The organism is Pseudomonas sp. LBUM1646 (assembly GCF_059716165.1).
This window is the reverse complement of record NZ_CP166810.1, coordinates 629,294-655,481: the sequence shown is the minus strand read 5'-3', so window position 1 is coordinate 655,481 and position 26,188 is coordinate 629,294. Positions and strand designations below refer to the sequence as shown.

The 26,188-nt window shown below is 60.5% G+C and carries 21 protein-coding genes and 2 tRNA genes; 6 read left to right on the top strand and 17 right to left on the bottom strand.

Annotated elements, in window-relative coordinates:
• Positions 1-72: 72 nt before the first annotated feature.
• Complete coding sequence (rlmB, locus tag ACA071_RS02845; RefSeq protein ID WP_201200145.1) at positions 73-840, bottom strand: 23S rRNA (guanosine(2251)-2'-O)-methyltransferase RlmB; 768 nt, start codon at positions 838-840, stop codon at positions 73-75.
• Positions 837-3,467 carry a ribonuclease R gene (gene rnr / locus ACA071_RS02840; RefSeq protein ID WP_497643041.1) on the bottom strand — a complete coding sequence of 877 codons (2,631 nt, stop codon included), beginning with the start codon at positions 3,465-3,467 and terminating at the stop codon, positions 837-839. The genes rlmB and rnr overlap by 4 nt, the downstream gene beginning before the upstream one ends.
• Before the next feature lie 226 nt (positions 3,468-3,693).
• Between rnr and ACA071_RS02835 the strand changes: the two genes are divergently transcribed.
• From ACA071_RS02835 to ACA071_RS02820, 4 genes are all read left to right on the top strand, one after another.
• A tRNA-Leu gene (locus ACA071_RS02835) sits at positions 3,694-3,780 on the top strand.
• A 166-nt stretch (positions 3,781-3,946) separates the two neighbouring features.
• Positions 3,947-4,033, top strand: a tRNA-Leu gene (locus tag ACA071_RS02830).
• 341 nt (positions 4,034-4,374) lie between these two features.
• Positions 4,375-5,385 (top strand): extracellular solute-binding protein, encoded by a 1,011-nt coding sequence (locus tag ACA071_RS02825; RefSeq protein WP_497643040.1) that lies wholly within the window; start codon positions 4,375-4,377, stop codon positions 5,383-5,385.
• On the top strand, positions 5,385-6,950 hold the full coding sequence (locus ACA071_RS02820; protein WP_497643039.1) for an ABC transporter permease: 1,566 nt from the start codon (positions 5,385-5,387) through the stop codon (positions 6,948-6,950). Before ACA071_RS02825 ends, ACA071_RS02820 begins: the two co-directional genes overlap by 1 nt.
• Before the next feature lie 88 nt (positions 6,951-7,038).
• Here the strand turns inward: ACA071_RS02820 and ACA071_RS02815 are convergent, their stop codons facing one another.
• The 12 genes from ACA071_RS02815 to ACA071_RS02760 form a co-directional block, all read right to left on the bottom strand.
• Positions 7,039-8,973: a methyl-accepting chemotaxis protein gene (locus tag ACA071_RS02815; RefSeq protein WP_497643038.1), complete on the bottom strand. Its 1,935-nt coding sequence runs from the start codon at positions 8,971-8,973 to the stop codon at positions 7,039-7,041.
• Positions 8,974-9,122: 149 nt separating this feature from the next.
• Positions 9,123-10,415, bottom strand: a complete 1,293-nt coding sequence (locus ACA071_RS02810; RefSeq protein ID WP_010464193.1) for an adenylosuccinate synthase — start codon at positions 10,413-10,415, stop codon at positions 9,123-9,125.
• Positions 10,416-10,469: 54 nt separating this feature from the next.
• Positions 10,470-11,657, bottom strand: a complete 1,188-nt coding sequence (locus ACA071_RS02805; protein ID WP_497643037.1) for an ATP phosphoribosyltransferase regulatory subunit — start codon at positions 11,655-11,657, stop codon at positions 10,470-10,472.
• Positions 11,658-11,972: 315 nt separating this feature from the next.
• A complete protein-coding gene (hflC, locus tag ACA071_RS02800; RefSeq protein WP_123402429.1) occupies positions 11,973-12,842 on the bottom strand; it encodes a protease modulator HflC in 870 nt (289 codons plus the stop codon).
• Complete coding sequence (gene hflK, locus ACA071_RS02795) at positions 12,842-14,014, bottom strand: FtsH protease activity modulator HflK (RefSeq protein ID WP_054053363.1); 1,173 nt, start codon at positions 14,012-14,014, stop codon at positions 12,842-12,844. Before hflK ends, hflC begins: the two co-directional genes overlap by 1 nt.
• Positions 14,015-14,110: 96 nt before the next feature.
• Positions 14,111-15,412: a ribosome rescue GTPase HflX gene (gene hflX, locus ACA071_RS02790; RefSeq protein WP_497643036.1), complete on the bottom strand. Its 1,302-nt coding sequence runs from the start codon at positions 15,410-15,412 to the stop codon at positions 14,111-14,113.
• A 12-nt stretch (positions 15,413-15,424) separates the two neighbouring features.
• Positions 15,425-15,685, bottom strand: coding sequence for an RNA chaperone Hfq (hfq, locus tag ACA071_RS02785; protein ID WP_007902656.1), 261 nt, complete (start codon positions 15,683-15,685; stop codon positions 15,425-15,427).
• Positions 15,686-15,778: 93 nt separating this feature from the next.
• Positions 15,779-16,750, bottom strand: coding sequence for a tRNA (adenosine(37)-N6)-dimethylallyltransferase MiaA (gene miaA, locus ACA071_RS02780; protein ID WP_497643035.1), 972 nt, complete (start codon positions 16,748-16,750; stop codon positions 15,779-15,781).
• A complete protein-coding gene (gene mutL, locus ACA071_RS02775; protein ID WP_497643034.1) occupies positions 16,750-18,660 on the bottom strand; it encodes a DNA mismatch repair endonuclease MutL in 1,911 nt (636 codons plus the stop codon). The genes miaA and mutL overlap by 1 nt, the downstream gene beginning before the upstream one ends.
• Positions 18,657-20,087 (bottom strand): N-acetylmuramoyl-L-alanine amidase, encoded by a 1,431-nt coding sequence (locus tag ACA071_RS02770; protein WP_497643033.1) that lies wholly within the window; start codon positions 20,085-20,087, stop codon positions 18,657-18,659. Before ACA071_RS02770 ends, mutL begins: the two co-directional genes overlap by 4 nt.
• Entirely contained in the window at positions 20,088-20,558 is a 471-nt protein-coding gene (tsaE, locus tag ACA071_RS02765) for a tRNA (adenosine(37)-N6)-threonylcarbamoyltransferase complex ATPase subunit type 1 TsaE (RefSeq protein ID WP_497643032.1), read from the bottom strand. It lies immediately after the preceding gene.
• Positions 20,546-22,045, bottom strand: a complete 1,500-nt coding sequence (locus tag ACA071_RS02760) for an NAD(P)H-hydrate dehydratase (RefSeq protein WP_497643031.1) — start codon at positions 22,043-22,045, stop codon at positions 20,546-20,548. Before ACA071_RS02760 ends, tsaE begins: the two co-directional genes overlap by 13 nt.
• Before the next feature lie 63 nt (positions 22,046-22,108).
• Between ACA071_RS02760 and queG the strand changes: the two genes are divergently transcribed.
• Entirely contained in the window at positions 22,109-23,188 is a 1,080-nt protein-coding gene (gene queG / locus ACA071_RS02755; RefSeq protein ID WP_497643030.1) for a tRNA epoxyqueuosine(34) reductase QueG, read from the top strand.
• Here the strand turns inward: queG and ACA071_RS02750 are convergent.
• Positions 23,170-23,781 (bottom strand): trimeric intracellular cation channel family protein, encoded by a 612-nt coding sequence (locus ACA071_RS02750; RefSeq protein ID WP_497643029.1) that lies wholly within the window; start codon positions 23,779-23,781, stop codon positions 23,170-23,172. The two genes, queG and ACA071_RS02750, sit on opposite strands and share 19 nt — an antisense overlap.
• Before the next feature lie 179 nt (positions 23,782-23,960).
• Positions 23,961-24,503 carry an oligoribonuclease gene (gene orn, locus ACA071_RS02745; protein ID WP_054053345.1) on the bottom strand — a complete coding sequence of 181 codons (543 nt, stop codon included), beginning with the start codon at positions 24,501-24,503 and terminating at the stop codon, positions 23,961-23,963.
• A 107-nt stretch (positions 24,504-24,610) separates the two neighbouring features.
• Here orn and rsgA point away from each other — a divergent pair, with 107 nt between their 5' ends.
• Entirely contained in the window at positions 24,611-25,642 is a 1,032-nt protein-coding gene (gene rsgA, locus ACA071_RS02740; protein WP_123510832.1) for a small ribosomal subunit biogenesis GTPase RsgA, read from the top strand.
• Positions 25,643-25,696: 54 nt separating this feature from the next.
• On the opposite strand, the gene ACA071_RS02735 is transcribed toward rsgA, so the two are convergent.
• The gene (locus ACA071_RS02735) at positions 25,697-25,966 is read right to left on the bottom strand and encodes a hypothetical protein (RefSeq protein ID WP_497643028.1); all 270 of its coding nucleotides are present in this window, start codon (positions 25,964-25,966) and stop codon (positions 25,697-25,699) included.
• Positions 25,967-26,188: the final 222 nt, after the last annotated feature.

Below are 26,188 nucleotides of genomic sequence, written 5' to 3'. Positions count from 1 at the left end.
ACATTCAACATTGATGCTGAATGTTACTCCGCTATCGCGAGCAAGCTCGCTCCCACAGGGATTACAACTGGCTTAAGACTTTTTGCCAGTTCCGGCAGCCTTGACGCTACGCTGGCGCTGGGCTTCGAACAGGCAGACGCCGGTCGCCACGGAAACGTTGAGGCTGCTAACGCTGCCGGTCATCGGCAAGTGCACCAGGTAGTCGCACAGATCGCGGGTCAGGCGACGCATGCCGCTGCCTTCCGCGCCCATGATCAGGATGGTCGGGCCGGTCATGTCTTGCTGATACAGACTCTGCTCAGCCTCGCCGGCCGTACCGACGACCCACAAGCCGCGCTGCTTGAGTTTTTCCAGGGTGCGCGCCAAGTTGGTCACGGCGACCAACGGAATCACTTCCGCCGCGCCGCAGGCCACTTTACGCACCGTCGGGGTCAGCGTGGCTGACTTGTCCTTCGGCACGATCACCGCCAGCGCACCGGCCGCATCGGCCGAACGCAGGCAAGCGCCGAGGTTGTGCGGGTCGGTCACGCCGTCGAGCACCAGCAGCAACGGTGCTCCTTCGGAGCGATCAAGCAACTCGTCGAGCATCGCCTCGCCCCAGACCTGGCTCGGACTCACGTCCGCCACCACGCCTTGGTGCACGCCATCAACCCAGGCATCGAGTTCACGACGCTCGGCGTTGCCGACGGGCACGCGATTTTCATTCGCCAGCGCGATCAGCGCCTGTACACGCGGTTCGCTGCGACCTTCAGCCAGCCAGATCTGCTTGACGCGTTTCGGGTGGTGACGCAGCAATGCTTCTACCGCGTGTACGCCGTAGATTTTTTCCAACTGACTCATGACTTGGCCTTAGGTTTACGCGCCCCGCCGCTTTTGGCAGCTGGAGCCGAGCCCGCTTTTGGCGGACCTTTACGGTGTTTACTGGCTGGCTTGCCGCCGGGAGCCTTGTCAGGCGCCGACCGTCCGGTCTTTCCCCCAGACGCCGCTTTACCGCCGCTCTTCGCTTCAGACAGCAACGCCTGCTTCATTTCACGGCTTTTGCGCAGCTCGGCGTTTTTCGCCGCCGCATCGCTTGGGCGATAGGCTTCGGGGGCTTTTTCCTTGGCAGGACGACGACCGGTTTTTGCCGGGGCCGGCTCTGCTGCAGCGGCGGTTTTAGCCGCTGGCGCCGAGGTTTCGGTGCCGCGTTTCTTGCGACCGATCGGCGCGCTGATGGTCTTTTCAGCCATCTCGAAGTCGATCTTGCGTTCGTCGAGATCGACGCGCATCACGCGCACTTCAACGGTGTCGCCCAGGCGGAAGCTGCGACCAGTACGCTCACCGGCGAGGCGGTGGTGCACAGGATCGAAGTGGTAGTAATCGCCCGGCAGCGCGGTGACGTGCACCAGGCCTTCGACGTAGATATCGGTCAGCTCGACGAACAGGCCGAATCCGGTCACGGCGGTGATCACACCCGGGAACGATTCGCCCACGCGATCTTTCATGAACTCGCACTTGAGCCAGTTCACGACGTCGCGGGTCGCTTCGTCGGCACGGCGCTCGCTCATCGAGCATTGCTCGCCGAGTTGCTCCAGGGCCGCTTCGTCGTACGGATAGATCCGCGCTTTCGGAATGGTCATCGCACCAGCACGGCGAACGTGCGGCGTGTCTTGCTTGGAATGGATAACGCTGCGGATCGCCCGGTGCGTGAGCAAGTCCGGGTAGCGGCGGATCGGCGAGGTGAAGTGGGTATAGGCTTCGTAATTCAGGCCGAAGTGGCCTTGGTTATCGGCGCTATACACCGCCTGGCTCAACGAACGCAGCATGACGGTCTGGATCAGATGGAAATCCGGACGGTCCTTGATGCTCGCCAGCAATGCCTGGTAATCCTTCGGCGACGGGCCGTCCTTGCCTTTGTGCAGGGACAGGCCGAGCTCGCCAAGGAAGGCGCGCAGTTTTTCCAGACGCTCCGGTGGCGGACCGTTGTGCACGCGATACAGCGCAGGAATTTCGTGTTTCTTCAGGAATTCAGCAGTGGCCACGTTGGCCGCCAGCATGCATTCCTCGATCAGTTTGTGCGCATCGTTACGCACGGTCGGACGGATTTCAGCAATCTTGCGCTCAGTGCCGAAGATGATCCGGGTTTCCTGGGTTTCGAAATCGATCGCGCCGCGCACGTGACGAGCGCCCAGCAGCACTTTGTACAGTGCGTAAAGCTGCTTGAGGTGTGGCAGAACGTCGGTGTACTCGCCGCGAAGCTGACGTGCTTCGGTGAGTTTCGGCGTTTCGAGCATCGCGCTGACTTTGTTGTAGGTCAGACGAGCGTGGGAGTGGATCACCGCTTCGTAGAAGCAGTAGTCGGTCATCTCGCCGGATTTGGAGATAGTCATCTCGCAAACCATGGCCAAACGATCGACGTGCGGATTCAGCGAGCACAGGCCGTTGGACAGTTGCTCAGGCAGCATCGGCACGACGCGCTCGGGGAAGTACACCGAGTTGCCGCGAACCTGGGATTCGTTGTCCAGCGCCGAACCGATCTTCACGTAGCTGGAGACGTCGGCAATCGCCACGTACAACTTCCAGCCACCGGAGAACAGGCGCAGCTTGCCTGGCTTGGATTCGCAGTAAACCGCGTCATCGAAGTCGCGTGCATCTTCACCGTCGATGGTCACGAACGGCAGATGGCGCAGGTCGATGCGCTTCTCTTTGTCTTTCTCTTCGACTTCCGGCTTGAGCTTGGCGGCTTCTTTGAGCACAGCCTCAGGCCATACGTGCGGGATATCGTACGCGCGCAGGGCAACGTCGATTTCCATGCCCGGCGCCATGTAGTTACCCACGACTTCAACCACGTCGCCTTGCGGCTGGAAGCGTGGCGTCGGCCAGTGAGTGATCTTCACTTCGACGAATTGACCGATCTGGGCGTTGGCGTTGCGGCCCGGAGTGACCAGCACTTCCTGCTGGATCTTCGGGTTATCCGCGACAACAAAACCGATACCGCCTTCTTCGAAGTAGCGGCCGACGATGGTCTCGTGAGCACGGGATACCACTTCGACGATCATGCCTTCGCGGCGACCGCGACGGTCGAGGCCGGAAACACGGGCCAGCGCACGGTCGCCGTCGAACACCAGGCGCATTTGCGCCGGGCTCATGAACAGGTCGTCACTGCCGTCGTCCGGAACCAGGAAGCCGAAGCCGTCACGGTGACCGCTGATGCGGCCCAGGATCAGGTCAAGCTTATCCACAGGCGCGTAGGTGCCGCGACGGGTATAGATGAGTTGAGCGTCGCGCTCCATGGCGCGCAGGCGGCGACGCAGGGCTTCGATCTGGTCTTCTGTGGTCAGACCAAACTCCTCGACCAGCTGCTCGCGGTTAGCAGGCGAACCTCGATCAGCAAGGTGCTGAAGGATCAGTTCGCGGCTAGGAATAGGGTTTTCATATTTTTCCGCTTCACGAGCGGCCTCGGGATCGAGGGACTGCCAATCGGCCATTAGAGAGTTTTCACCTTGTCTATATGCGGGTTAGTTTGGCATAGGCGTAATGAAACGGGAAATTTCAGGCTGTGACAGCCCATCTAAAGCCCTTTATCGACACCGCGAAGCTGATTTAAATGCCACTGGTGAAATATTCCAGGTTTTTTTGATGACAGGGGTTTACAGTTAAAAAGACGCTCCGTATAGTGCGCGCCATCGACGACGCACTAGCGTTGCCGATACTGCCCAGATGGTGAAATTGGTAGACACGCCAGCTTCAGGTGCTGGTGACCGCAAGGTCGTGGAAGTTCGAGTCTTCTTCTGGGCACCAATTTCGAGCTTGAGATTAGATCAATTTCAAGGCTCGCACAAAAACCCGCGAAAGCGGGTTTTTTGCATTCAGCGCTTCTGATTTATTAAAACCAAATCAGGGGTTTACAGATTAAAAAGCGCTCCGTATAGTGCGCCACATCAACAGCGGCAACGTTGCTGATACTGCCCAGATGGTGAAATTGGTAGACACGCCAGCTTCAGGTGCTGGTGACCGCAAGGTCGTGGAAGTTCGAGTCTTCTTCTGGGCACCAATTCAAATTTCAGAGTCGATCTGGAATTTCACAAAAACCCGCGAAAGCGGGTTTTTGCGTTTCTGACGTTCAAAAATCAACACATTACTCCTGTAGCAGCTGGCGAAGCCTGCGTTCGACTGCGCAGCAGTCGTAAATCCTGAGTGCAAGGTCGTCCTGACACACCGCGCTGCCTGATTTTACGACTGCTGCGCGGTCGAACGCAGGCTTCGCCTGCGGCTACAAGTGTCCGCGCCAGACGCTCTAGCATGGCCCTTCCTACCCCTCAAAGCGCACTTGAGAAACAATATCGTTTATCATTGTTGCAAGTTTTTGCAATGCGACAGTGAGGAACCCTGCGAATGATGTTTCGAAATACCCTGCGCCGTAGCCTGACCTTTACCCTGCTCGGCCTGGCACTCGCCACCCCCCTCACCCAAGCCGCCGACCCGGTTTCCCTGACGCTCTATAACGGCCAACACAAGGAAGTCGGCGATGCTGTTGCCAAAGCCTTCGAAGCCAAGACCGGGATTCACGTCAACGTACGCAAGGGCAGCAGCAACCAGCTCGCCAGCCAAGTCGTCGAAGAAGGCGATCGCTCCCCCGCCGACGTGATCTACACCGAAGAATCGCCACCGCTGAACAAACTCGGCGAACAAGGCTTGCTGGCCCAGACCGACGCCGCCACCCTCGCCGTCCTGCCGAAAGACTACGTCGCCGGCAACGGCACCTGGATCGGTATCACTGCACGAGTGCGCGTGGTCGCCTTCAACCCGAAACTGGTCGACGAAAAAGACCTGCCCAAGTCAGTGATGGAATTTTCCGATCCGAAATGGCAAGGCAAGGTCGGTTTCGTGCCGACCAGCGGCGCCTTCCAGGAACAGGCCGTGGCGATCATCAAGACCCACGGCATGGACGCTGCCGAAGAATGGCTGACCGGCCTGCGTGCCTTTGGCAAGGTGTACAGCAACAACATGGTTGCGCTAAAAGCCGTGGAAAACGGCGAAGTCGCCACTGTGCTGGTGAACAACTACTACTGGTTCGCCCTGCAGCGTGAAAAAGGCCTGCTCGACTCGAAACTGCATTACTTCACCGGCGGCGACGTCGGCGGGCTGATCACGGTGTCCAGCGCAGCTGTGCTGAAGTCCAGTAAACATCCAAAAGAAGCCCAGCAATTCCTTGCCTACATGGCCAGCGAAGAAGGTCAGCGCGTGATCACCCAGACCACTGCCGAATACCCGCTGCACAAAGGCATGGAATCGGATCGCGGGCTCAAGCCGTTCAGCGAACTCGAAGCGCCGAAAGTCACCCCGGCCGATCTCGGCAATGCCGAAGAAGCCTTGGACCTGGAACGTGACGTTGGCTTGAACTGATGAGCGCATCGCTATCCGCCCCCGCCGCGCGCGGGGGTTACGTGCCACGGCGCAAGCGGCCGTCAATCTGGTTGCTGCTGCCGGTGTTGCTGCTGGTGGTGCTCAGCCTGTTGCCGCTGGCGTATGTCGGACTCAAGACCTGGCAGGCGGGCTGGGCCGAGGCGCTGCACTTGCTGTGGCGGCCGTATGTGTTCGGCCTGCTGCGCAACACCCTGTCGCTGATGATCGGTGTGACGCTGGCCTGCGGTGTGATCGGCCTGTCGCTGGCCTGGCTGCTGGAGCGCAGCAATCTCAAGGGACGGCGTCTGTGGGGCGTGATCCTGTGCTTGCCGTTCGCCGTGCCGGCGTTCGTCAGCAGTTTTACCTGGGTCTCCCTCAGTGCGCACTTCGAGGGTTTGGGCGGGGCGATTCTGGTGATGACCCTGTCCAAGTATCCGCTGGTGTTTCTGCCGGTGGCGGCGACCTTGCGCAATCTAGATCCCTCGCTGGAAGAGTCCGCCCGCACTCTGGGGCAGAATCGCTGGGGCGTGTTTTTCAGGATCACCCTGCCACTGCTCTGGCCGTCGCTGCTGGCCGGCTCACTGCTGATTGCCTTGCACATGCTGGTGGAGTTCGGCGCGCTGTCGATCATCGGCCTGCAAACTTTCACCACGGCGATTTATCAGCAATTCGAACTGGAATTCAGCAATGCCAACGCGGCAATGCTCTCGGCAGTGCTTCTGGCGCTTTGTCTAGTATTGCTGTGGCTTGAGCTGCGAGTGCGCGGTAAAGGCCGACACGTTCGCACCGGTCAAGGCGCGGCGCGGCGCGCAGAACAAGTTCGTCTCGGGCCGTGGGCCGCCGCCGGACAGGTTTACTGCCTGGCGCTGGCGATCATCGGCAGCGGCATTCCGCTGGGGATGCTGGCTTACTGGCTGGCGGTGGGCTCGTCAGCGGCATTCCCGGTGGCGGCGATCAGCGAGGCATTGCTGTCATCGCTCGCGCTATCGCTGGGTGGCGCGGCGCTGTGCCTGATACTGGCGGTGCCTGTGGGCTTGCTGGTAGTGCGTTACAAAGGCCAACTGGCAATCTGGGCCGAGCGCTTGCCGTATCTGCTGCACGCGCTCCCAGGCCTGGTGATTGCGCTGACCCTGGTGTATTTCGCCCTGCACTATGTGCCGATGCTGTATCAGACCTCGACGTTGTTGCTGATCGCTTATGCGCTGCTGTTTCTGCCGCTGGCTCAGGCACCGATTCGCACGGCACTGAATAAAGCGGCACCGCAACTGGAAGAGGCGGCACGCACGCTGGGCGCGTCGTCGTTCAGCGCGTTTTGCCGGGTGACCCTACCGATTATCTTCCCCGCATTGGGCGCGGCGTTTGCGCTGGTGTTTCTGGATGCGATGAAGGAACTGACAGCGACGCTGCTGCTGAGCCCGACCGGGCTGAATACACTGGCGACAGAGGTGTGGGCGCATACCGCGAACGTGGAGTTTGCGGCGGCGGCGCCTTATGCGGCGTTGTTGATATTAGTGTCGGGGTTACCGGTTTATCTGCTGACTACGCGGATGTACTTGAGCCGCTGAAAAGCAAAAAGATCGCAGCCTTGGGCAGCGCCTACAGGGAAACGCTTATTCCCGTGTAGGAGTTGCCGAAGGCTGCGATCTTTTGATCTTAAGCCCTGAACTGCCCCAGGCTCGCCTTCAACTGCGCCGCCAACCCATCCAGCACCTTGCCGCTGGCCGTGGTTTCCACCACCGCTCGAGCCGCTTTCTCAGCCTGCGCATGAATGGTTTCAACCCGCCCCCGCACCGCTTGTGCACCTTGCGCCTGATGCGCCGCTGCCTGCGTTGCCAGACCGATCGCCGCATGCACTTGCTCGACCGAGGCCTGCACCGACTGCTGCAACCGCGCACTGTCGCGCAATACCAGCAAACCTTCGCTGGCCTGACGCCCGGCCTGACCAATCGCCGCGACCGCCTCACGCGCGCCTTGCTGCAAGGCGACGATATGCGCCTGGATATCGCCGGTAGAACTTTGCGTCTTGCTCGCCAGCGCCCGCACTTCATCCGCCACGACGGCAAACCCGCGACCAGTCTCGCCAGCGCGTGCCGCTTCGATGGCTGCGTTCAGCGCCAGCAGGTTGGTTTGCTCGGCAATCCCGTGAATCACCGTCAATACCACTTCAATCTGTTCACTTTGCTGCGCCAGGCGCTCGATAACTTTCGCGCCGGTATCGACCTGGCCGGCCAACGCCTCGATCAGGCTGCCGACCTTCGCCGAGGTCCGAGTGTTCTCATCGGTGGCCGAACGGATATCCACAACCTGTTGCAAGGCCGCTTGCATCGCATGACTTTCCGACTGTGCTTCATCGGCCATTTGCGACAACGCGCGCAGGCTCTCGGCCACTTCATCACGTTGCATGCCCGCAGCCGCGTCGGCGCCGGCATTGCGCAAGGTCATAGCACCGATTTCCACGCCGGTACGCTGGGCCACGTCGCCCGCCTCGCGCACGATCGGCTGCAACTTATCCACAAAGCGATTGACCGCCGAAGCCATGTCGCCGATTTCATCCTTGCTGTTGATCTGCACACGCTTGGTCAGATCACCCTCGCCCGCCGCCAGATCATCCATGGCCGCAATTAGCAGCTTCAAGCGATTGACCACGCGACGACCCAGTACCACGGCCAGCAGCAGCAACACGCCGAAACCCACCAGCGCCAGGCCCATGCCGATGCGCCAGCGCAAAGTGCCCGCCGCTTCCTGCACGGTGCTGGTGGTGTTGGCCTGCATTTCAGAAGCCGTGGACTGCGCCGACTTCAGACGCGCACCCATCGCTGCTGCACTGTCCGCCGCCGCGCCTTTAAGGCTATCGCCAACCAGTTGATCACTGCTCGCTATCAGCGCCGAGAAGCGTTTGTCGAGGGCAGCGAGATCGACTTCCACGGAAGCGGTGGAGACGCCCATCAAAACCTTGCCGATTTCCACACCATTGGGGCTGATTGAGGCTTCGAGGTAGTAGACCGATGGATCGTTCTTCGCCGCATCCAGCACTTTGTCCAATGCGCGCTCGCCCTGGCCTTTTTCCAACAGCGCTTTGTTGATCGGGTTCTCGCGGTTTAGATAACGCGTCAGGTGTTGGCCGGTGGCGTCGTCGTAGATCACGAACAAGACGTTCGGATTGCGCTGGGCCCGGCGGGCGAATTCGGACAGGGTAGGAACGTCGCTGTCCCACATGGCGCGGGGTGCGACCGAGGCCAGAAGCTGCGCCATGTCATTGGCGGAGTCCTTCAGGTCTTTTTCCAATGTCCCACGCAGTTGTGCCTGCTCGTCTTTCAGACGTGACGAGAGGCCGGCGGTGAGTCGCTGACGGGTGTTGGTGGACAGGCTATCCAGGCTCGACGTGACTTCACGCCCCGCCTGCTCCAGTTCACCGGAGAGTTTTTGACTGTCAGCGCCCAGGCGCACGCCGAGATCAGCTTCCAGTGCAGTCACCGTGCTCCGGGTCAGGGCGACGGCTACCAGCACTTGCACCAAAAGGGCGATACCAAGGGTAACGAACACGGGCCGCAGAAGACGGCTTTGTAACAGTGAGAGAATGGCTGACACTTAAAATCCCTCTGCTTGGCGCCATTAAATTGATGGCGCACTGGAAGCGATGCTTTTAATCAACATCACAGCAAAGGTCGTGCCGTCCGGTAGACAGATACGACAAAGGCCCCAAATGAGGGGCCTTTGTGTTTTACATCAACGACTTATTAAGCGAACGGGTGACGCAAAACGATGGTTTCGTTGCGGTCCGGGCCCGTCGAAATAATGTCAATCGGCGCACCGACCAACTCTTCAACGCGTTTGATGTAGTTGCGAGCGGCTTGCGGCAGCTCTTCCAGGGTCTTGGCACCGACAGTAGATTCGGTCCAGCCTGGCATCTCTTCGTACACTGGCTCCAGGCCGATGTAGCTGTCGGCGTCAGTCGGCGCGTCGATCACTGCACCATCCTGGTTCTTGTAGCCAACACAGATGTTGATGGTTTCCAGGCCGTCCAACACGTCCAGCTTGGTCAGGCACAGGCCCGAAATGCTGTTGACGTCGATAGCGCGACGCAGGATGACGGCATCGAACCAGCCGCAACGACGGGCACGGCCGGTGGTAGCGCCGAACTCGTGGCCACGCTTGGCCAGGAACGCACCAACGTCGTCGAACAGCTCAGTCGGGAATGGACCCGAACCGACGCGAGTGGTGTAGGCCTTGGTGATGCCGAGGATGTAATCCAGGTACATCGGACCGAAACCCGAACCGGTGGCGATGCCGCCCGCGGTGGTGTTGGAGCTGGTGACGTACGGGTAAGTACCGTGGTCGATGTCCAGCAGGGAGCCTTGGGCGCCTTCGAACATGATGTCTTTGCCAGCGCGACGCAGCTCGTGCAGCTCAGCGGTGACGTCGAGCATCATCGGCTTGAGCAGCTCGGCGTATTCCATGCACTCGTCGAGTGTCTTCTGGAAGTCGATGGCCGGCTCTTTGTAGTAATTGACCAGGACGAAGTTGTGGTAATCCAGCAACTCGCCCAGCTTGGCGGCGAAGCGCTCACGATGGAACAGGTCACCGATGCGCAAGCCGCGACGGGCAACTTTGTCTTCGTAAGCCGGGCCGATGCCGCGACCGGTCGTACCGATCTTCAGCTCGCCACGGGCCTTTTCACGCGCCTGGTCCAGCGCGACGTGATAGGACAGGATCAGCGGGCAGGACGGGCTGATACGCAGGCGCTCGCGCACCGGCACACCTTTCTCTTCCAGCTTGATGATCTCGCGCAGCAGAGCGTCCGGTGCAACCACCACGCCGTTGCCGATCAGGCACTGCACGCCTTCGCGCAGCACGCCCGACGGGATCAGGTGCAAGACGGTTTTCTCGCCGTCGATCACCAGGGTGTGACCCGCGTTGTGGCCACCTTGGTAGCGCACTACGGCGGCAGCATGTTCGGTCAGCAGATCAACGATCTTGCCTTTGCCCTCATCACCCCATTGGGTGCCCAGGACTACGACATTCTTACCCATAACACTTGTCCTCATTCGCGCAAACTTGGTGCCGGCAGCCGCCGGCAGGAAAACTCAAGAAGCCAGCGGCAATACTTGCCAAAGCCCGTTCTGCTGAATCAATTGCCGGTCGCAGTCCGCTTCACGGGCGGCGGCCAATGGTTGCCCAGGCAAAGCCTGAACGACACGCTGACCCTCACTGCGCAACTGGCAAACCTGCTGCCAGAGTGCCGCATCCGTACTGTCAGGCATCCAGATACCGCCAGACGGTAGCTCGATCTCAGCACGCCCCAGGGTCACCAGGGTTTTCAAATCGGTGGAGAAGCCGGTTGCCGGACGGGCACGACCGAAGTCGGCGCCGATGTCGTCGTAACGACCGCCCTGGGCAATGGACTGGCCAACACCCGGTACGAACACCGCGAATACCACACCGGTGTGGTAGTGGTAGCCGCGCAACTCGCCCAGATCGAAGTAAAGCGGTAATTCCGGGAAACGCGTGGACAGACGATCGGCGATGGCCAGCAAGTCTTCCAGCGCCGCCAATACCGGCGCCGGCGCATTGGCCAGACGCTCACGGGCAGCGCTCAACACTTCAGGTCCGCCACACAGGTCGACCAACGCGCGCAGCATGCCCGACAGATCGGCGGGCAGGCCTTCGGTCAAGGTAATGACCTCGTCGATGGCCTTGCGTTGCAATGCGTCGAACAATTGTTGCTCGGTTTCACCGGACAAACCGGCGGCACGGGCCAGGCCGCGGTAGATACCGACATGACCGAGGTCCATGTGCACGTCCGGCACATCGGCCAGTTGCAGCATGGCCAGCATCAGGCTGATGACTTCCACGTCGCTGCTCGGGCTGGCATCGCCGTACAACTCGGCGCCCAACTGGATCGGGCTACGCGACGACGACAAGGCCCGCGGCTGCGCATGCAGCACGCTGCCGGCGTAGCACAGGCGGCTCGGACCTTCGCGGCGCAGGGTGTGCGCATCGATGCGCGCCACTTGCGGCGTGATGTCGGCACGGAAACCCATCTGCCGGCCCGATTGCGGGTCGATGACCTTGAAGGTACGCAGATCCAGGTCCTGGCCCGCGCCGGTCAGCAGGGATTCCAGGTACTCGATATGGGGAGTCACGACAAACTCGTAACCCCAGCTCTGGAACAGATCCAACACCTGACGACGCGCGACTTCAATGCGCGCCGCTTCTGGTGGCAGTACTTCTTCGATGCCATCTGGCAGCAGCCAGCGGTCTACCGTTGCCATTACGCCATTCCCCTATGATCCGGGCGGCCAGCCGTTGGGCGAGCCTTGAGTGAAGCAGAAAATGATCGGTTCATGTGCAAACAACGCGCATGAACAACGCGGCGAAAAGCCTGAAATCGGCTTCGCCAACCACTTTCCTCGAAAAACCTGTCGAGTCATTCAACTCGGGCGCCTGCATAAAAACCGCAATCAAACGTGCAGACGCAAAAAAGCCGGGAATTTCCCGGCTGCCGCATCATACACACGTTTTCCCAAAGGATCACCCCGCCGCAGGTTTTAGCCGCCAGGCGGGGGATGATTCAGGTCAACGCTGTATCAAGGCTTGGCTTTTTCCAGGTAACGGAAGAAGTCGCTGCTTGGGTCCAGGACCATGACGTCGGTTTTGTTCGCGAAGCTTTCACGGTAGGCGCGCAGGCTACGGTAGAAACCGTAGAACTCCTGATCCTGGCCGTAAGCCTTGGAGTAGATCGCAGCAGCCTGGGCGTCACCGTCACCGCGAACCTCTTCGGATTCACGATAGGCTTCGGCCAGCAACACGCGGCGTTGACGATCGGCGTCGGCACGGATGCCTTCGGCCAGCTCGTTACCCTTGGCGCGGTGCTCGCGAGCTTCACGCTCACGCTCGGTGCTCATACGTTCGAACACGCTGCGGTTTACTTCTTTCGGCAGGTCGATGGCCTTGACCCGAACATCGACCACTTCGATGCCCAGCTCTTTTTCCGCCATCTTGTTCAGCGAAGCGGTGATGTCCGCCATCAACGCGTCACGTTCACCGGAAACCACTTCGTGAAGGGTACGTTTACCGAACTGGTCACGCAGGCCCGATTCCAGACGACGGGACAGACGCTCGTCGGCAATCTGCTTGAGGCCCGATGTCGCGGTGTAGAAGCGCTCGGCATCCTTCACGCGCCACTTGGCGTAGGCATCGACCATGACGGCTTTCTTTTCCAGCGTCAGGAAGCGTTGTGTCGGTGCGTCCAGCGTCATCAGGCGTGCGTCGAATTTGCGCACCTGGTTAACGTAAGGCACTTTCACATGCAGGCCCGGCTGGACATCGGTCTGGACCACACGACCAAATTGCAGCATTACCGCACGCTCGGTCTGACCTACGATGTAGAAGCAGTTCCAGGCTGCGATCGCCACGACGACGCAGACAATAAGGGCGATCAGCGATTTATTGCTCATCAGCGACTCTCCCTGGTACGTGCTTGCTGTTGTTGCAGATCAGCGGCTGCACGCGCATTCGCTTCATTGCTGCTGGCTGCCGCGCCCGTTACCGGTGCACTGGTGCTGCGGCCACTGTCGATCATCTTGTCCAGCGGCAAGTACAGCAGATTGCTCTGGCCATTCTTGTTGCCGGTCACGAGCACCTTGCTGGTGTTGGTGAAGACTTCCTGCATGGTGTCCAGGTACAGACGCTCGCGGGTAACCTCAGGGGCCTTGCGGTACTCGGCGACCAGTTTGGTGAAGCGATCCGCCTCACCCTTGGCGCGCGATACCGTTTCGTCACGGTAACCGTTGGCATCTTCAAGGATGCGCTGGGCCTGGCCACGGGCTTCCGGTACGACACCGTTGGCGTAGGTTTCAGCCTGGTTGCGCGAACGCTGCTCGTCTTCACGGGCGCGGATCACGTCATCGAAGGCTTCCTGGACTTCACGCGGTGCGGCTGCGTTCTGAACGTTGACCTGGGTGACGGTGATACCGGTGCGATAGGTATCGAGGAAACGTTGCAGACGCTCCTTGATTTCGCTGGCCATCAACTCACGACCTTCGGTCAGGACCTGATCCATGGCGGTGGAACCCACCACATGGCGCAAGGCGCTGTCGGTCGCTTGCTGCAGGCTGATTTCCGGCTGATCGACGTTCAGCACGAAATCCTGCAGGTTGCTGATCTTGTACTGCACGGTCAGCGGCACTTCGACGATGTTCTCGTCTTCGGTCAGCATCTGGCCCTGCTTGGTGTACGAACGCTCACGCGTCACGTTTTCCATGTACTTCTTGTCGATCGGCGGGAAGTAGATGTTCAGGCCAGGGCCGACAGTTTCGTAGTACTTGCCGAAGCGCAGCACCACAGCTTGCTCCTGCTCGTCAACCACGTAGACCGCGCTGTACAGCCACACGGCAGCGAGCACGACCAGGCCGATGCCGAGCAGGCCGCCGAAGCCGCCACTCTTGCCCGAACCACCGCCGTCGTCACCGCGTTTTTTACCACCACCGAACAACCCGTTCAGGCTTTCCTGCAGCTTTCGGAAGGCCTCGTCGAGATCCGGTGGCCCCTTGCGGTCGCCGTTATTGCGGCGCTTGCCACCCCAAGGATCCTGATTATTCGAGTTGCCACCCGGCTCATTCCAAGCCATAGCGCTCTCCATCTGATAAAGCAAAGACGCACCCACGGCGCGCCGACCAATGCTACAGAATGCCTGTCACCGCGGCACAACCGCTTTCTCAGGCTTTTATTGCAAAGTGTGTTGCTCGATGAAGTCCATCGGTTGCAGGCCTTCGCGGCTCACCAGTCGATTCAACTCGACCCGAGGCAAGCGGACGGCCAGCAGGCTGATGCCTTCTTCGTCGTGTTCTTCTTTCTGTACCGCACCGAGTTCGAAAAACTGCGCACGCAGTCGAGCAAAACGTTGCGGCAAGCGCAAGGTGCCAACAAACAAATCACCGCCCAGCAACTCGGCAATGGCTTGCTCAAGCAATTCCAGACCACTGCCATCACGCGCCGACAGCCAGACCCGTTGGGGCTTGCCGTTTTCGTCGCGCTGGATTTGCGGCTCAACGCCTTCAAGCAAATCGAGTTTGTTATAGACCTCGAGGATCGGCAAGTCCTGGGCACCGATCTCGCCCAGCACCACCATCACCTGCTCGATCTGCAACATGCGATCCGGTTCGGCCGCATCGATCACGTGCAACAGCAGGTCTGAGTTGCTCGACTCTTCGAGCGTAGACCGAAATGCCTCGACCAGTTTGTGGGGCAAGTGGCGGATGAAACCCACGGTGTCGGCCAGGACGATCGGCCCCAGGTCGTCCAGTTCCAGACGGCGCAAGGTCGGGTCCAGCGTGGCAAACAACTGGTCAGCCGCGTACACGTCGGATTTCGTCACGTTATTGAACAGCGTGGATTTGCCGGCGTTGGTATACCCCACCAGGGACACGGTAGGAATATCCGCACGCGAACGACCGCGTCGCGACTGTTCGCGCTGACTGCGCACTTTTTCCAGCCGGCCCTTGATCTGTCGCAGGCGAACCCGCAGCAAACGGCGGTCGGTTTCCAGCTGGGTTTCACCCGGGCCACGCATACCGATACCGCCACCCTGACGCTCAAGGTGGGTCCAGCCACGAACCAGCCGGGTGCTCATGTGGTCAAGCTGGGCCAGTTCGACCTGGAGCTTGCCTTCATGGGTACGGGCGCGTTGGGCGAAAATATCGAGAATCAGACCGGTACGGTCGATCACGCGACACTCGAAAACACGTTCGAGGTTACGTTCCTGACTGGGCGTGAGGATGTGATTGAAGATGACCAGATCTGCCTTTTCGGCATGGACCAGGTCGCGCAGCTCCTCGACCTTGCCGCTGCCAATCAGGAATTTGGCGGTTGGCCGATGACGCGGCACGTTAAAAAACGCAACGGTCTCGGCGCCGGCCGAATTAGCCAATTCCTGAAACTCCTGCGGATCTTCGCGCGCCTCAGGGTCCTGTCCATCCAAGTGAACGAGGATCACTCGCTCACCACCACCGTGGCGCTCAAAGAACAAAGGAGACTCCTATCAGGCGTTACCTGGCTCAGCGTCACCTGCTTCGGATTCGGTTGCGCTAGGCAGACGAATTGGACGAACCGGCACTACTGTCGAGATAGCGTGTTTGTAAACCATCTGGCTAACGGTGTTTTTCAGCAGGATAACGAACTGGTCGAAAGACTCGATCGTGCCTTGCAGTTTGATCCCGTTGACCAGGTAGATGGACACCCCAACTTTCTCTTTACGTAAAGTATTCAAGTAAGGGTCTTGTAGCGAATGCCCTTTTGACATGTGCCGCACTCCTTTAAGGATTCAATATAAAAAATAGGTAAACAGATGGCTTGGGCCGTCACACCCCCAAGGATAGACGGCAATTGCAAGGACTCAGCTCAATATGGAGATGGTCCCGAGGTATTTCAAGGCGCGCGGCAGATTGTCGCAATCGAGGCTGTCCAGCCAGTGTAAATCAGCCCAACTGCGCAGCCAGGTGAACTGGCGCTTTGCCAACTGGCGCGTGGCTATGATTCCACGCTCCTGCATCTCGGCTTGCGTCAGCTTGCCATCCAGGTAATCCCAGACTTGTCGGTACCCTACAGCGCGTATGGACGGCAACCCTGAATGCAGGTCACTTCTCGTACGCAGGGCTACGACCTCGTCGATGAATCCCTGTTCCAACATATTTGTGAATCTTTGTTTAATACGCTCGTGCAGTACCTGGCGATTTGCCGGAGCGATGGCCAAGTTCGCGACAGTATAGGGCAATTGTTGCAGTCCCGAAGCGGCTGCTTCAGTACTTTGCGCAGATTGTCTCAGCCGCAGCTCGGTCATGCTCTGACCGCTCACGCGATAAACTTCCAGCGCTCGACTGAGGCGCTGGGGATCGTTCGGGTGAATTCGTGCCGCAGAAACCGGATCAATCACTGCCAATTGGTCGTGCAAGGCTTGCCAGCCAAGGCGTTCAGCCTCTTCTTCGATTTGCGCACGAACCTCGGGATCCGCCGCGGGCATTTCCGCCAATCCTTCGACCAAAGCCTTGTAGTAGAGCATCGTGCCGCCTACAAGCAGCGGAATTTTTCCCCGCGAAGTGATCTCGGCCATCGCCTCAAGGGCATCTCGACGGAAATCCGCGGCCGAGTAGCTCTCGGCCGGGTCGAGAATATCGATCAACCGGTGCGGAAACTCAGCCAATATCTCTTTGGAAGGCTTGGCAGTGCCGATGTCCATGCCGCGATAGACCAGCGCCGAATCGACGCTGATCAGCTCGCACGGCAGGACTTTGGTCAGTTCGATGGCCAAGTCGGTCTTGCCCGCAGCGGTCGGGCCCATCAGGAAAATCGCTGGAGGGAGCTGGCTCATCAACGACCGCGCAAGAACAGTTTGTCCAGATCGTCCAGGCCCAATTGGGTCCAGGTCGGTCGGCCATGGTTGCATTGACCGCTGCGCTCGGTGTTTTCCATGTCCCGCAGCAGGCCGTTCATTTCTGGTATCGCCAGGCGCCTATTAGCACGGATCGCGCCGTGGCAGGCCATGGTGCCGAGCAATTCGTTGAGGTGCGCCTGGATCCGGTCGCTGGTGCCGTATTCCATCAAATCCGCCAGTACATCACTGACCAAGCGATTGGCTTCCGCCTGTTTGAGCAACGCCGGGATCTGCCGGATCGCCAGGGTTTCCGGGCCCAGGCGCTGCAATTCAAAGCCCAGACGCTGAAACCAGGCGACGTTCTCTTCGGCGCAATCGGCTTCGCGCTGGCTGACCGCCAGGGATTCCGGCACCAGCAGCGGCTGGCCGCTCAGGCCTTCGCTGGCCATGGCGATCTTCAGGCGTTCATACATGATCCGCTCATGGGCGGCATGCATGTCCACCAGCACCAGGCCTTGGGCGTTTTCCGAAAGGATATAAATGCCCTTGAGCTGCGCCAGTGCGTAACCCAGTGGCGGAATGTCGTCCTGCCCGGCGGGTAGTGCGACGGCATTGGCTTCCGGCAACGGCGCGAAAAACTCGCGGTACGCAGCCTGGGCTTCCGCCACCGGCACGCCGGATTGAGGCTTTGGCGTGTACTGATACTGAAAACCGGCGCCAGCGCCCGAGCCCGCCGCCGCATTAAAGGTCGGCTGCCCCTGAGGCTGTTCCAGCAAGGCATTGGCCGCGAGGCGCATTTCGCCCTGCGGACCGAACTCACCGGCATCGATGCCGGTAGGTCGAACGATGGCCGTCGCTACGGGTGCCGCCAAATGATCATCCGGTCGCACATCGCCCAAGGCGCGATGCAAGGTGCCGTAGAGGAAATCGTGAACCATGCGCCCGTCACGGAAGCGCACTTCGTGTTTGGTCGGGTGCACGTTGACGTCAACGCCCGCCGGATCGACTTCGAAAAACAACACGAACGTCGGGTGCCGGCCGTTGAACAGCACGTCGCGATACGCCTGGCGCACCGCGTGGGCCACCAGTTTGTCGCGCACGGCACGGCCATTCACAAAGAAATATTGCAAGTCGGCCTGGCTGCGGTTGAAGGTCGGCAACCCGACCCAACCCCATAAATGCAGGCCATTGCGCTCGATTTCGATCGGCAGCGCCTGTTCCAGGAACCCCGAACCGCAGATCGCCGCCACACGCCGGGCACGGGCCGCGTCGTCATGGGCTTCATGCAGGCTGAGGATGGTCTTGCCGTTGTGGCGCAAATGGAATGCCACATCGAAACGCGCCAAGGCCAGGCGCTTGATCACTTCTTGCAGGTGATCGAATTCGGTTTTTTCGGTCTTGAGAAACTTGCGCCGGGCCGGGGTGTTGAAGAACAGGTCACGCACTTCCACCGAAGTGCCCACCGGGTGAGCGGCAGGTTGTACGCGGGGCGCCATGTCCCGGCCTTCGGTTTCAACCTGCCAGGCTTGGTCGGCATCTTTGGTGCGGGAGGTCAGGGTCAGACGCGCCACGGAACTGATCGACGCCAGGGCTTCGCCGCGAAACCCGAGGCTCATGACCTGTTCGAGGTCTTCAAGATTACGAATCTTGCTGGTGGCGTGTCGCGCCAAGGCCAGCGGCAAGTCATCGGCAGAAATACCGCTGCCGTCATCACGCACCCGCAGCAGCTTGACGCCGCCCTGCTCGACGTCGACGTCGATGCGTTTGGCGCCGGAGTCGAGGCTGTTTTCCAGCAGTTCCTTGATCACCGATGCCGGGCGCTCGACCACCTCACCGGCGGCAATCTGGTTCGCCAGTCGCGGGCTGAGCAGCTCGATGCGCGCGATATTGGTCAGCACCTGGTTCATTCTTTGGCCGCCAGTTCAGTGCCGGGAATGGTCAGGGTCTGACCGATTTTCAGCTCATCGCTTTTCAGGTTGTTGGCGCTGCGCAGGGTCGCCGGGGACACCTGATAACGCACGGCAATCATCGCAAGTGTCTCGCCCGGGCTGACGCGATGGTCACGCGGGCCCTGGACAATCTTCCCGGAATCGCGCAGCCAGGCGATGTAGGTGCCCGGTGGCGGATTCTGCTGGAAGAACTGACGAACACCGGCGCTGATCGAGCGCGCGAGGGCCTGCTGGTGGCTCGCGCCGGACAACTTGTTCGCTTCATTGGCGTTGGAGATAAAGCCGGTTTCCACCAGAATTGATGGAATGTCCGGCGATTTCAGCACCATGAACCCGGCCTGCTCCACCCGCTGTTTATGCAACGGCGTGACGCGGCTGATGTTGCTCAAGACCTTTTGGCCAACGTTGAGGCTAGAAGTCAGGGAAGCGGTCATCGACAGGTCGAGCAACACGCCGGCCAGCATGCGGTCCTTGTCGTCGAGGCTGACGCTGCCGGCACCGCCGATCAAGTCGGAACGGTTTTCGCTGTCGGCCAGCCAACGGGCAGTCTCGGAGGTGGCGCCGCGATCAGACAGAGCGAACACCGACGCACCGAAAGCGGCCGCAGACGGCGCGGCGTCGGCGTGGATCGAGACGAACAGGTCGGCGCCTTTCTTGCGGGCGATTTCGGTACGGCCACGCAGCGGGATGAAGTAGTCGCCGGTGCGGGTCAGTTCGGCGCGGAAGCCTTTCATGCCGTTGACCTGGCGCTGCAGTTCACGGGCGATGGCCAGGACCACGTCTTTCTCATGCTGACCGCGCGAGCCCGAGGCACCCGGGTCTTCGCCGCCGTGGCCGGCATCGATCACCACAATGATGTCGCGCTTGCCGGCCGGAGCGGGCGGCAGTTTCACCGGAGGATCGATTGGGGTGACTGGCACCGGGGCCACGGTCGCGACGTTGGTCGGTGCCGGCGGAATGGGGGCGGCGGCTTCGGCGCTGTCGAACAGGTCGACCACCAGGCGATTGCCGTACTGGGCGTTCGGCGCCAGGGTGAAGCTTTTCGGCGTGACGGCTTTTTTCAGGTCGATGACCACCCGCAGGTCGGTCGGCGTGCGCTGGGCCGAACGCATGGCGGTGATCGGCGTGTTGGAGGTGTTGACGTTGAGCGGCGCACCGAGGGTCGCGCCGTTGATGTCGATGACCAGCCGATCCGGCGAAGTCAGGGTGAAAACGCTGTGCTGTACCGGCCCCGTGAGGTCGAACACCAGTCGTGTGTTATCCGGAGCTCGCCACAGGCGAACGCTGTTGACCTTCGATTCGGCCACAGCGTCGACGGTCACCGCCAAAAACAACAACCCTACGGCAGCTACCATCGCGCGAAAGCGCATACCTGACCCCATCATTTAATTGGATTCCAATGCCAAAGCGGCACACCACGACTCGCCGCGCGAGCCCTGGGATAAAATTTTCAGCGAACGCCCGCTGTCTTGCGGGCTAATGGTAATGGTCAGGTCGGGCTTTGGCAAAAAGCCTGCACCCTTCTGGGGCCATTCGATCAGACACAGGGCATCGTCATCGAAGTAATCGCGGATACCGAGGTACTCCAGCTCTTCCGGATCGACCAGTCGATACAGGTCGAAATGGAAGGCGCGGATGTCACCTATCTCGTAGGGTTCGACCAGAGTGAAGGTAGGACTTTTTACCGCGCCCACATGCCCCAGCCCACGGATGATGCCCCGGGACAGCGTGGTTTTGCCCGCGCCCAGATCCCCCTCGAGAAAAATCAGACCGTGCCCTTGGGTGGTTTTTGCTATGCGAGTACCGAATGCGGTCATCGCCTCTTCATCAGCCAGGTACAGGGTTACTTCAGACACGGTGCTTGCTCCTCCAACAACTGACGAATGGCCGGGATCAGATCACTGGCCGCCAGCCCACGGCCCGATTTACCTTGTTGTGCGCCGGCATTGGCGTGCAGCCAGACCGCCAGGCACGCGGCATCGAACGCCGCCATGCCCTGGGCCAGCAAGGCGCCGACCAGACCGGCCAGGACATCGCCCAGACCGGCAGTGGCCATCGCCGGATGCCCCTGATGACACACCGCCAGACGCCCGTCGGGACTGGCGATCAGGCTGCCGGCGCCTTTTAGAATCACTACGGCTGTATATTTTTTGCTCAATGCGTGAGCGGCGGCCGGACGATCGGCTTGGACTTCGGCGGTGCTTATCCCGAGCAAACGCGCCGCCTCGCCCGGATGCGGGGTGATGATGCAATCGGCGGGCAGCTTCACCTGCTCTTCAGCGAGCATATTCAACGCATCGGCGTCCCAGACTTGCGGCAAAGGCGCGTTGGCCGCCGCGGACAGCAGACTACGCCCCCACCCAGCCTGACCGAGCCCAGGACCAACCACCAAGACAGATACTTTTTCCAGCAAACCCATCAATTGATTGGCCGACGAAGTGCCCAGGACCATTGCTTCCGGGATTCTCGCCAACGCGGCAGGAACGTGCTCGCTACGCGTGGCCACCGACACCATCCCCGCACCACTGCGCAGCGCACTTTGCGCACTCAGCAGGATCGCGCCACCAAAACCGCGATCACCGCCGATCAGCAGCACGTGGCCGAATTTGCCTTTATGTGAAGTTGCAGGCCGAGCCGCCAGACGCGGCAGGTTACGGGAAGTCAGGCAACGGGCACTGATGGCGGCGTTTTCAAGCAACTGCGGATCCGCGTGCAGATCGTTGAAGACCAGTTCGCCGACCACATCCGCCGCGTCGCCCGTGAAAAGCCCCAGCTTCAAACCGATAAACGTCACGGTCAGATCAGCCCGAACGGCTACGCCGAGCAGACGACCGGTATCGGCGCACAGCCCCGACGGGATATCCACCGCCACGACGGGCAGACCGCTGGCATTGATCGCGGCGATGGCGCTAGCGTAGGGCTCGCGCACCTCGCCCGTCAGACCGGTGCCGAGCAAGGCATCCAAAACGATGCCGCGCAATTCGGTGCTTGCAGTCCAGGCGTCGATGGAGACTGTTTCGGACACGGCCTCGGCATGGGCCAACGCCGCATCACCCTGCAAACGCTGAGGGTCACCGACCGCCAGCACCCGCACTTGCCACCCGGCACGCCGGGCCAGCACTGCCACCAGGTAACCGTCGCCAGCATTATTGCCGTGACCGGCCAGCACCGTCATTTCGTTGGCCGTCGGCCACTGCCGGACCAGCGCCCGCCACGTCGCCCGCGCCGCCCGCTGCATCAATTCGAAGCCCTTTGTGCCCGCCGCGATCAGGCTCGCATCGAGCCCTCGCACTTGCGCGGCGCTGTACAGCGCGTCGGGTAAATCATCTTTAGTGTGCAGCATGCGTCTTCGGGCTCCGATGTCTGGCAGAATTATACGCACCTCAGCTCCGGTTTCTCTCGTCTCATGCCCGCTATTACTACAGACCTGCCCGCCCTCGCCCAATCCATCAAGGACTGGGGCCGCGAGCTGGGCTTTCAGCAAGTCGGCATCAGCGGCCTGGACCTCGCCGAGCATGAGCAGCACCTGGAGCGCTGGCTCGCCGCCGGCTACCACGGCGAAATGGAGTACATGGGCGCCCACGGCAGCAAACGCTCGCACCCGGAAGAGTTGGTGCCCGGCACCTTGCGTGTAGTTTCCCTGCGCATGGACTACCTGCCCGGCGACACGCAAATGGCGCAATTACTGGCGCAACCGGAAAAAGCCTATGTGTCGCGTTATGCCTTGGGCCGCGATTACCACAAATTGATCCGTAAACGTGTGCAACAACTGGCCGATAAAATTCAGGCCGAGATCGGACCCTTCGGTTTTCGCGCTTTTGTCGACAGCGCTCCGGTGCTGGAAAAAGCCATCGCCGAGAAGGCTGGCCTTGGATGGATCGGCAAAAATACCCTGGTCTTGAATCGCAAGGCTGGCAGTTACTTCTTTCTCAGCGAACTCTTCGTAGACCTGCCGCTGCCAGAAGACCCACCGCACAGCACCGAACATTGCGGCCGCTGCACCGCGTGCCTGGACATCTGCCCGACCAACGCCTTCGTCGGCCCTTACGTGCTGGACGCCCGGCGCTGCATTTCCTACCTGACCATCGAACTGAAAAGCGCGATCCCGGAAGACTTGCGACCGTTGATCGGCAATCGGGTGTTTGGCTGCGATGATTGCCAGATCGTCTGCCCGTGGAACCGCTTCGCCCGCCCGTCCGGGGAAAGCGACTTCAAGCCACGGCATAATCTGGACAATGCGGAACTGGCGGAGCTGTTCATGTGGGATGAGGAGCGATTTCTCAGCAGTACCGAAGGTTCGCCATTACGTCGGGCGGGTTATGAGCGGTGGTTGCGTAATCTGGCGGTCGGGTTGGGTAACGCGCCATCGAGCATTCCGGTGCTGGAGGCGTTGAAGGCGCGGCGGGAGTATCCGTCGGAGTTGGTGCGTGAGCATGTGGAGTGGGCGTTGAAGCAACACGCCGAGCGTCAGGCCTCGTCGTTATAAACGAACTTCGGCATTTCCCAATGAAAACGGATCGCCAGCAACCGCAGCAAAAACCCACCAAACAACGTGATCAAGATCGCCTGCTCGCCGGGTAATTCCAGGTAGATGCAGAGCATGTAACACCACGCCGCCGCGAACGAGACGCTGGCGTAGAGCTCGCGGCGGAAGATCAGCGGGATGTCGTTGCAGAAGATGTCGCGCAGAATGCCGCCGAACACCCCGGTGATCACGCCGCTGACCGAAGCCACCAACATGCCGTGGCCCATTTCCAGTGCGGTCATGCAGCCGATCAGTGTGAACGCCACCAGGCCCACGGCGTCGAGCACCAGGAACAGCGAACGCAGGTGGCGCATCCAGCGGGCGGCGAAGACCGTGAACATCGCCGCGACCGAGGTCAGGACCAGGTACTCCGGGTGTTTGACCCAAGTCAGCGGGTAGTGGCCGAGCAGCACGTCGCGCACCGAACCGCCACCCAGTGCCGTGACGCAGGCGATCAGCACCACGCCAAACCAGTCCATGCCCCGACGGCCGGCAGACAGGGCACCGGTCATGGCTTCGGCAGTAATGGCGATCAGGTAGAGCATCAGCAACATGGCGGCGGTCCTTGCAGGAAGGCGCGCAGTCTAGCCATTTCGCGGCGGCACCAAAAGAGGGCGATCACACAGGAAGACCGAGTCGCCTGTTTCGCGGGCTACATCGCTCCTACAGGTACGATGTAGCCCTTGCAGAAGCGAGGCTTACCCGCGCAGGCGTCGGTGCAGACGCCATAACATCAGAACTTGATGAAATGCTTGCGGTAGTGCTGCAGCTCGGCAATCGACTCGCGAATATCGTCCAGCGCCAAGTGTGTGCTGCCCTTCTGGAAGCTATCGCGCACATCCGGCGCCCAGCGTGCGGCCAGTTCTTTGAGGGTCGACACGTCGAGGTTGCGGTAATGGAAGTAGCTTTCCAGGGATTTCATGTGCGTATAAAGGAAGCGACGGTCCTGGCAGATGCTGTTGCCACAGATCGGCGATTTGCCCTTCGGCACCCACTTTTCCAGGAAGGCGATGGTCTCGGCTTCGGCTTCGGCCATGCTGATGCGGCTGTCGCGAACCCGTTGGGTCAGGCCCGAACCGCCGTGTTGACGGGTGTTCCACTCGTCCATGCCAGCGAGAATCGCGTCGCTGTGATGAATGGCGATCACCGGGCCTTCGGCCAGCGTGTTCAGATCACTGTCGGTGACAATGGTCGCCATCTCGATGATGACGTCGGTATCAGGGTTCAGACCGGTCATTTCCAGGTCGATCCAGATCAGATTCTGCGGGTTTTGCATGTGTCGGCTCCTAGGCAATGCTGCGCAGTTTAGCCTAGGCAACCGGCCGGGCGTGCTAAACTCGCGGCCGTTTTACCTAATCGCTGCATTCTTGATACGGAACACCCATGGCCAAACGCCAACTCAATCGTCGTCAAAACTGGCGCATCGAAAAGATTCAGGGCGAACGCGCTGCCCGCGCCGCCAAACGCGAGTCCTCGGCTGTCGAGGCACTTGAGGGCGGCGACCTGGGTCCGGAACAGACCGGCCTGGTGATCGCGCACTTCGGTGTGCAGGTCGAAGTCGAAGCGCTTGATGGCGATCTGGCCGGCCAGGTGTTCCGTTGTCACCTGCGCGCCAACCTGCCTGCGCTGGTGACCGGCGATCAGGTGGTCTGGCGTGCCGGCAACCAAGGGATCGGCGTTATCGTGGCGCAACTGCCGCGTAAAACCGAACTCTGCCGCCCGGACAGCCGTGGCCAGCTCAAGCCTGTTGCGGCCAACGTCGACATGATCGTCATCGTCTTCGCCCCGCTGCCCGAGCCCCACGCCAACCTGATCGACCGCTATCTGGTCGCCGCTGAGCACGCCGGGATTCGTCCGCTGCTGCTGCTCAACAAATTCGACCTGATCGACGAACAGAACGCCCCGGCGCTGAATGCCTTGCTCGCGGTCTACCGCACGCTCGGTTACCCGGTGCTGGAAGTGTCGGCCCACCACGGCAACGGCATGGAGCAATTGCAGGAGCAACTGGACGGCCGCATCAGCGTCTTCGTCGGCCAGTCCGGCGTCGGCAAGTCGTCGCTGGTCAACAGCCTGCTGCCGGAAGTCGAAACCCGCGTCGGCCCGCTGTCCGAACTGTCCGGCCAAGGCACCCATACCACGACGACCGCGCGGTTGTTCCACTTCCCGGGCGGCGGTGAACTGATCGACTCCCCGGGTATCCGCGAATTCGGCCTCGGCCACGTCAGCCGCGCCGACGTCGAAGCCGGTTTCATCGAGTTCAACGACTTGATCGGTACTTGCCGCTTTCGCGACTGCAAACACGATCGTGAGCCGGGTTGTGCGTTGCTCAAGGCGCTGGAAGATGGGCGCGTGCAGCAGCAACGGATGAACAGCTATCGGTCGATTATTGCGAGTTTGCCGGAAACCAGTTACTAAGCCGCTTCCCGCAGACACGAAAAAGCCGCGATCATCTCGCGGCTTTTTTTGGTTTCAGAGTGCTGCTTTTTCCAACTTCCAGCCCAACACATCCAAGGCGTCACAGCCATCCTGAATCAACATATGTGCAGCATTGGCGAAATGCTCCAGATCGTGACCTTCGGCGTCTTTGACGCACAGGCAAGTGACGCTGTTGAGCAGATTGCGCGCGGCTTTGAGTCGGTGGACGGCGGTTTCAAGAAGATCGGAAGCGCGGGCTTCGGTGTCGATGTACAGCGTCGGGTCGACGCTGAAGTTGCCTTGAAGCGGACGGTACTTAGCCATGGGTCAAAACTCCGTTGACTGTCGAAAGGTTTCATCTTTATTTCGACCGGCTAAGATCGGCCACCACACTGGCAGCAACGGCGAAACTATAGGCAGAAGCCCCCCACGCTGAGAACCCCAGAACGCAATTTCAGACCCTTCCTACAACTACCAATCTCACCAGCAAACGCATCCAACAGGAAAACCCGGCCCCGCCAGACAATCTGGTCGGCTATCAGGCCG

Bases quoted from the DNA above. Each gene is read 5' to 3' on its own strand.
- ACA071_RS02760 (WP_497643031.1), bottom strand. From the start codon at position 22,045: ATGCTGCACACTAAAGATGATTTACCCGACGCGCTGTACAGCGCCGCG.
- hfq (WP_007902656.1), bottom strand. From the start codon at position 15,685: ATGTCAAAAGGGCATTCGCTACAAGACCCTTACTTGAATACTTTACGT.
- rsgA (WP_123510832.1), top strand. From the start codon at position 24,611: ATGGCCAAACGCCAACTCAATCGTCGTCAAAACTGGCGCATCGAAAAG.
- ACA071_RS02805 (WP_497643037.1), bottom strand. From the start codon at position 11,657: ATGGCAACGGTAGACCGCTGGCTGCTGCCAGATGGCATCGAAGAAGTA.
- rlmB (WP_201200145.1), bottom strand. From the start codon at position 840: ATGAGTCAGTTGGAAAAAATCTACGGCGTACACGCGGTAGAAGCATTG.
- ACA071_RS02735 (WP_497643028.1), bottom strand. From the start codon at position 25,966: ATGGCTAAGTACCGTCCGCTTCAAGGCAACTTCAGCGTCGACCCGACG.
- hflK (WP_054053363.1), bottom strand. From the start codon at position 14,014: ATGGCTTGGAATGAGCCGGGTGGCAACTCGAATAATCAGGATCCTTGG.
- ACA071_RS02750 (WP_497643029.1), bottom strand. From the start codon at position 23,781: ATGTTGCTGATGCTCTACCTGATCGCCATTACTGCCGAAGCCATGACC.
- ACA071_RS02770 (WP_497643033.1), bottom strand. From the start codon at position 20,087: ATGATGGGGTCAGGTATGCGCTTTCGCGCGATGGTAGCTGCCGTAGGG.
- mutL (WP_497643034.1), bottom strand. From the start codon at position 18,660: ATGAACCAGGTGCTGACCAATATCGCGCGCATCGAGCTGCTCAGCCCG.
- miaA (WP_497643035.1), bottom strand. From the start codon at position 16,750: ATGAGCCAGCTCCCTCCAGCGATTTTCCTGATGGGCCCGACCGCTGCG.
- ACA071_RS02810 (WP_010464193.1), bottom strand. From the start codon at position 10,415: ATGGGTAAGAATGTCGTAGTCCTGGGCACCCAATGGGGTGATGAGGGC.
- ACA071_RS02825 (WP_497643040.1), top strand. From the start codon at position 4,375: ATGATGTTTCGAAATACCCTGCGCCGTAGCCTGACCTTTACCCTGCTC.
- ACA071_RS02820 (WP_497643039.1), top strand. From the start codon at position 5,385: ATGAGCGCATCGCTATCCGCCCCCGCCGCGCGCGGGGGTTACGTGCCA.
- rnr (WP_497643041.1), bottom strand. From the start codon at position 3,467: ATGGCCGATTGGCAGTCCCTCGATCCCGAGGCCGCTCGTGAAGCGGAA.
- queG (WP_497643030.1), top strand. From the start codon at position 22,109: ATGCCCGCTATTACTACAGACCTGCCCGCCCTCGCCCAATCCATCAAG.
- hflC (WP_123402429.1), bottom strand. From the start codon at position 12,842: ATGAGCAATAAATCGCTGATCGCCCTTATTGTCTGCGTCGTCGTGGCG.
- orn (WP_054053345.1), bottom strand. From the start codon at position 24,503: ATGCAAAACCCGCAGAATCTGATCTGGATCGACCTGGAAATGACCGGT.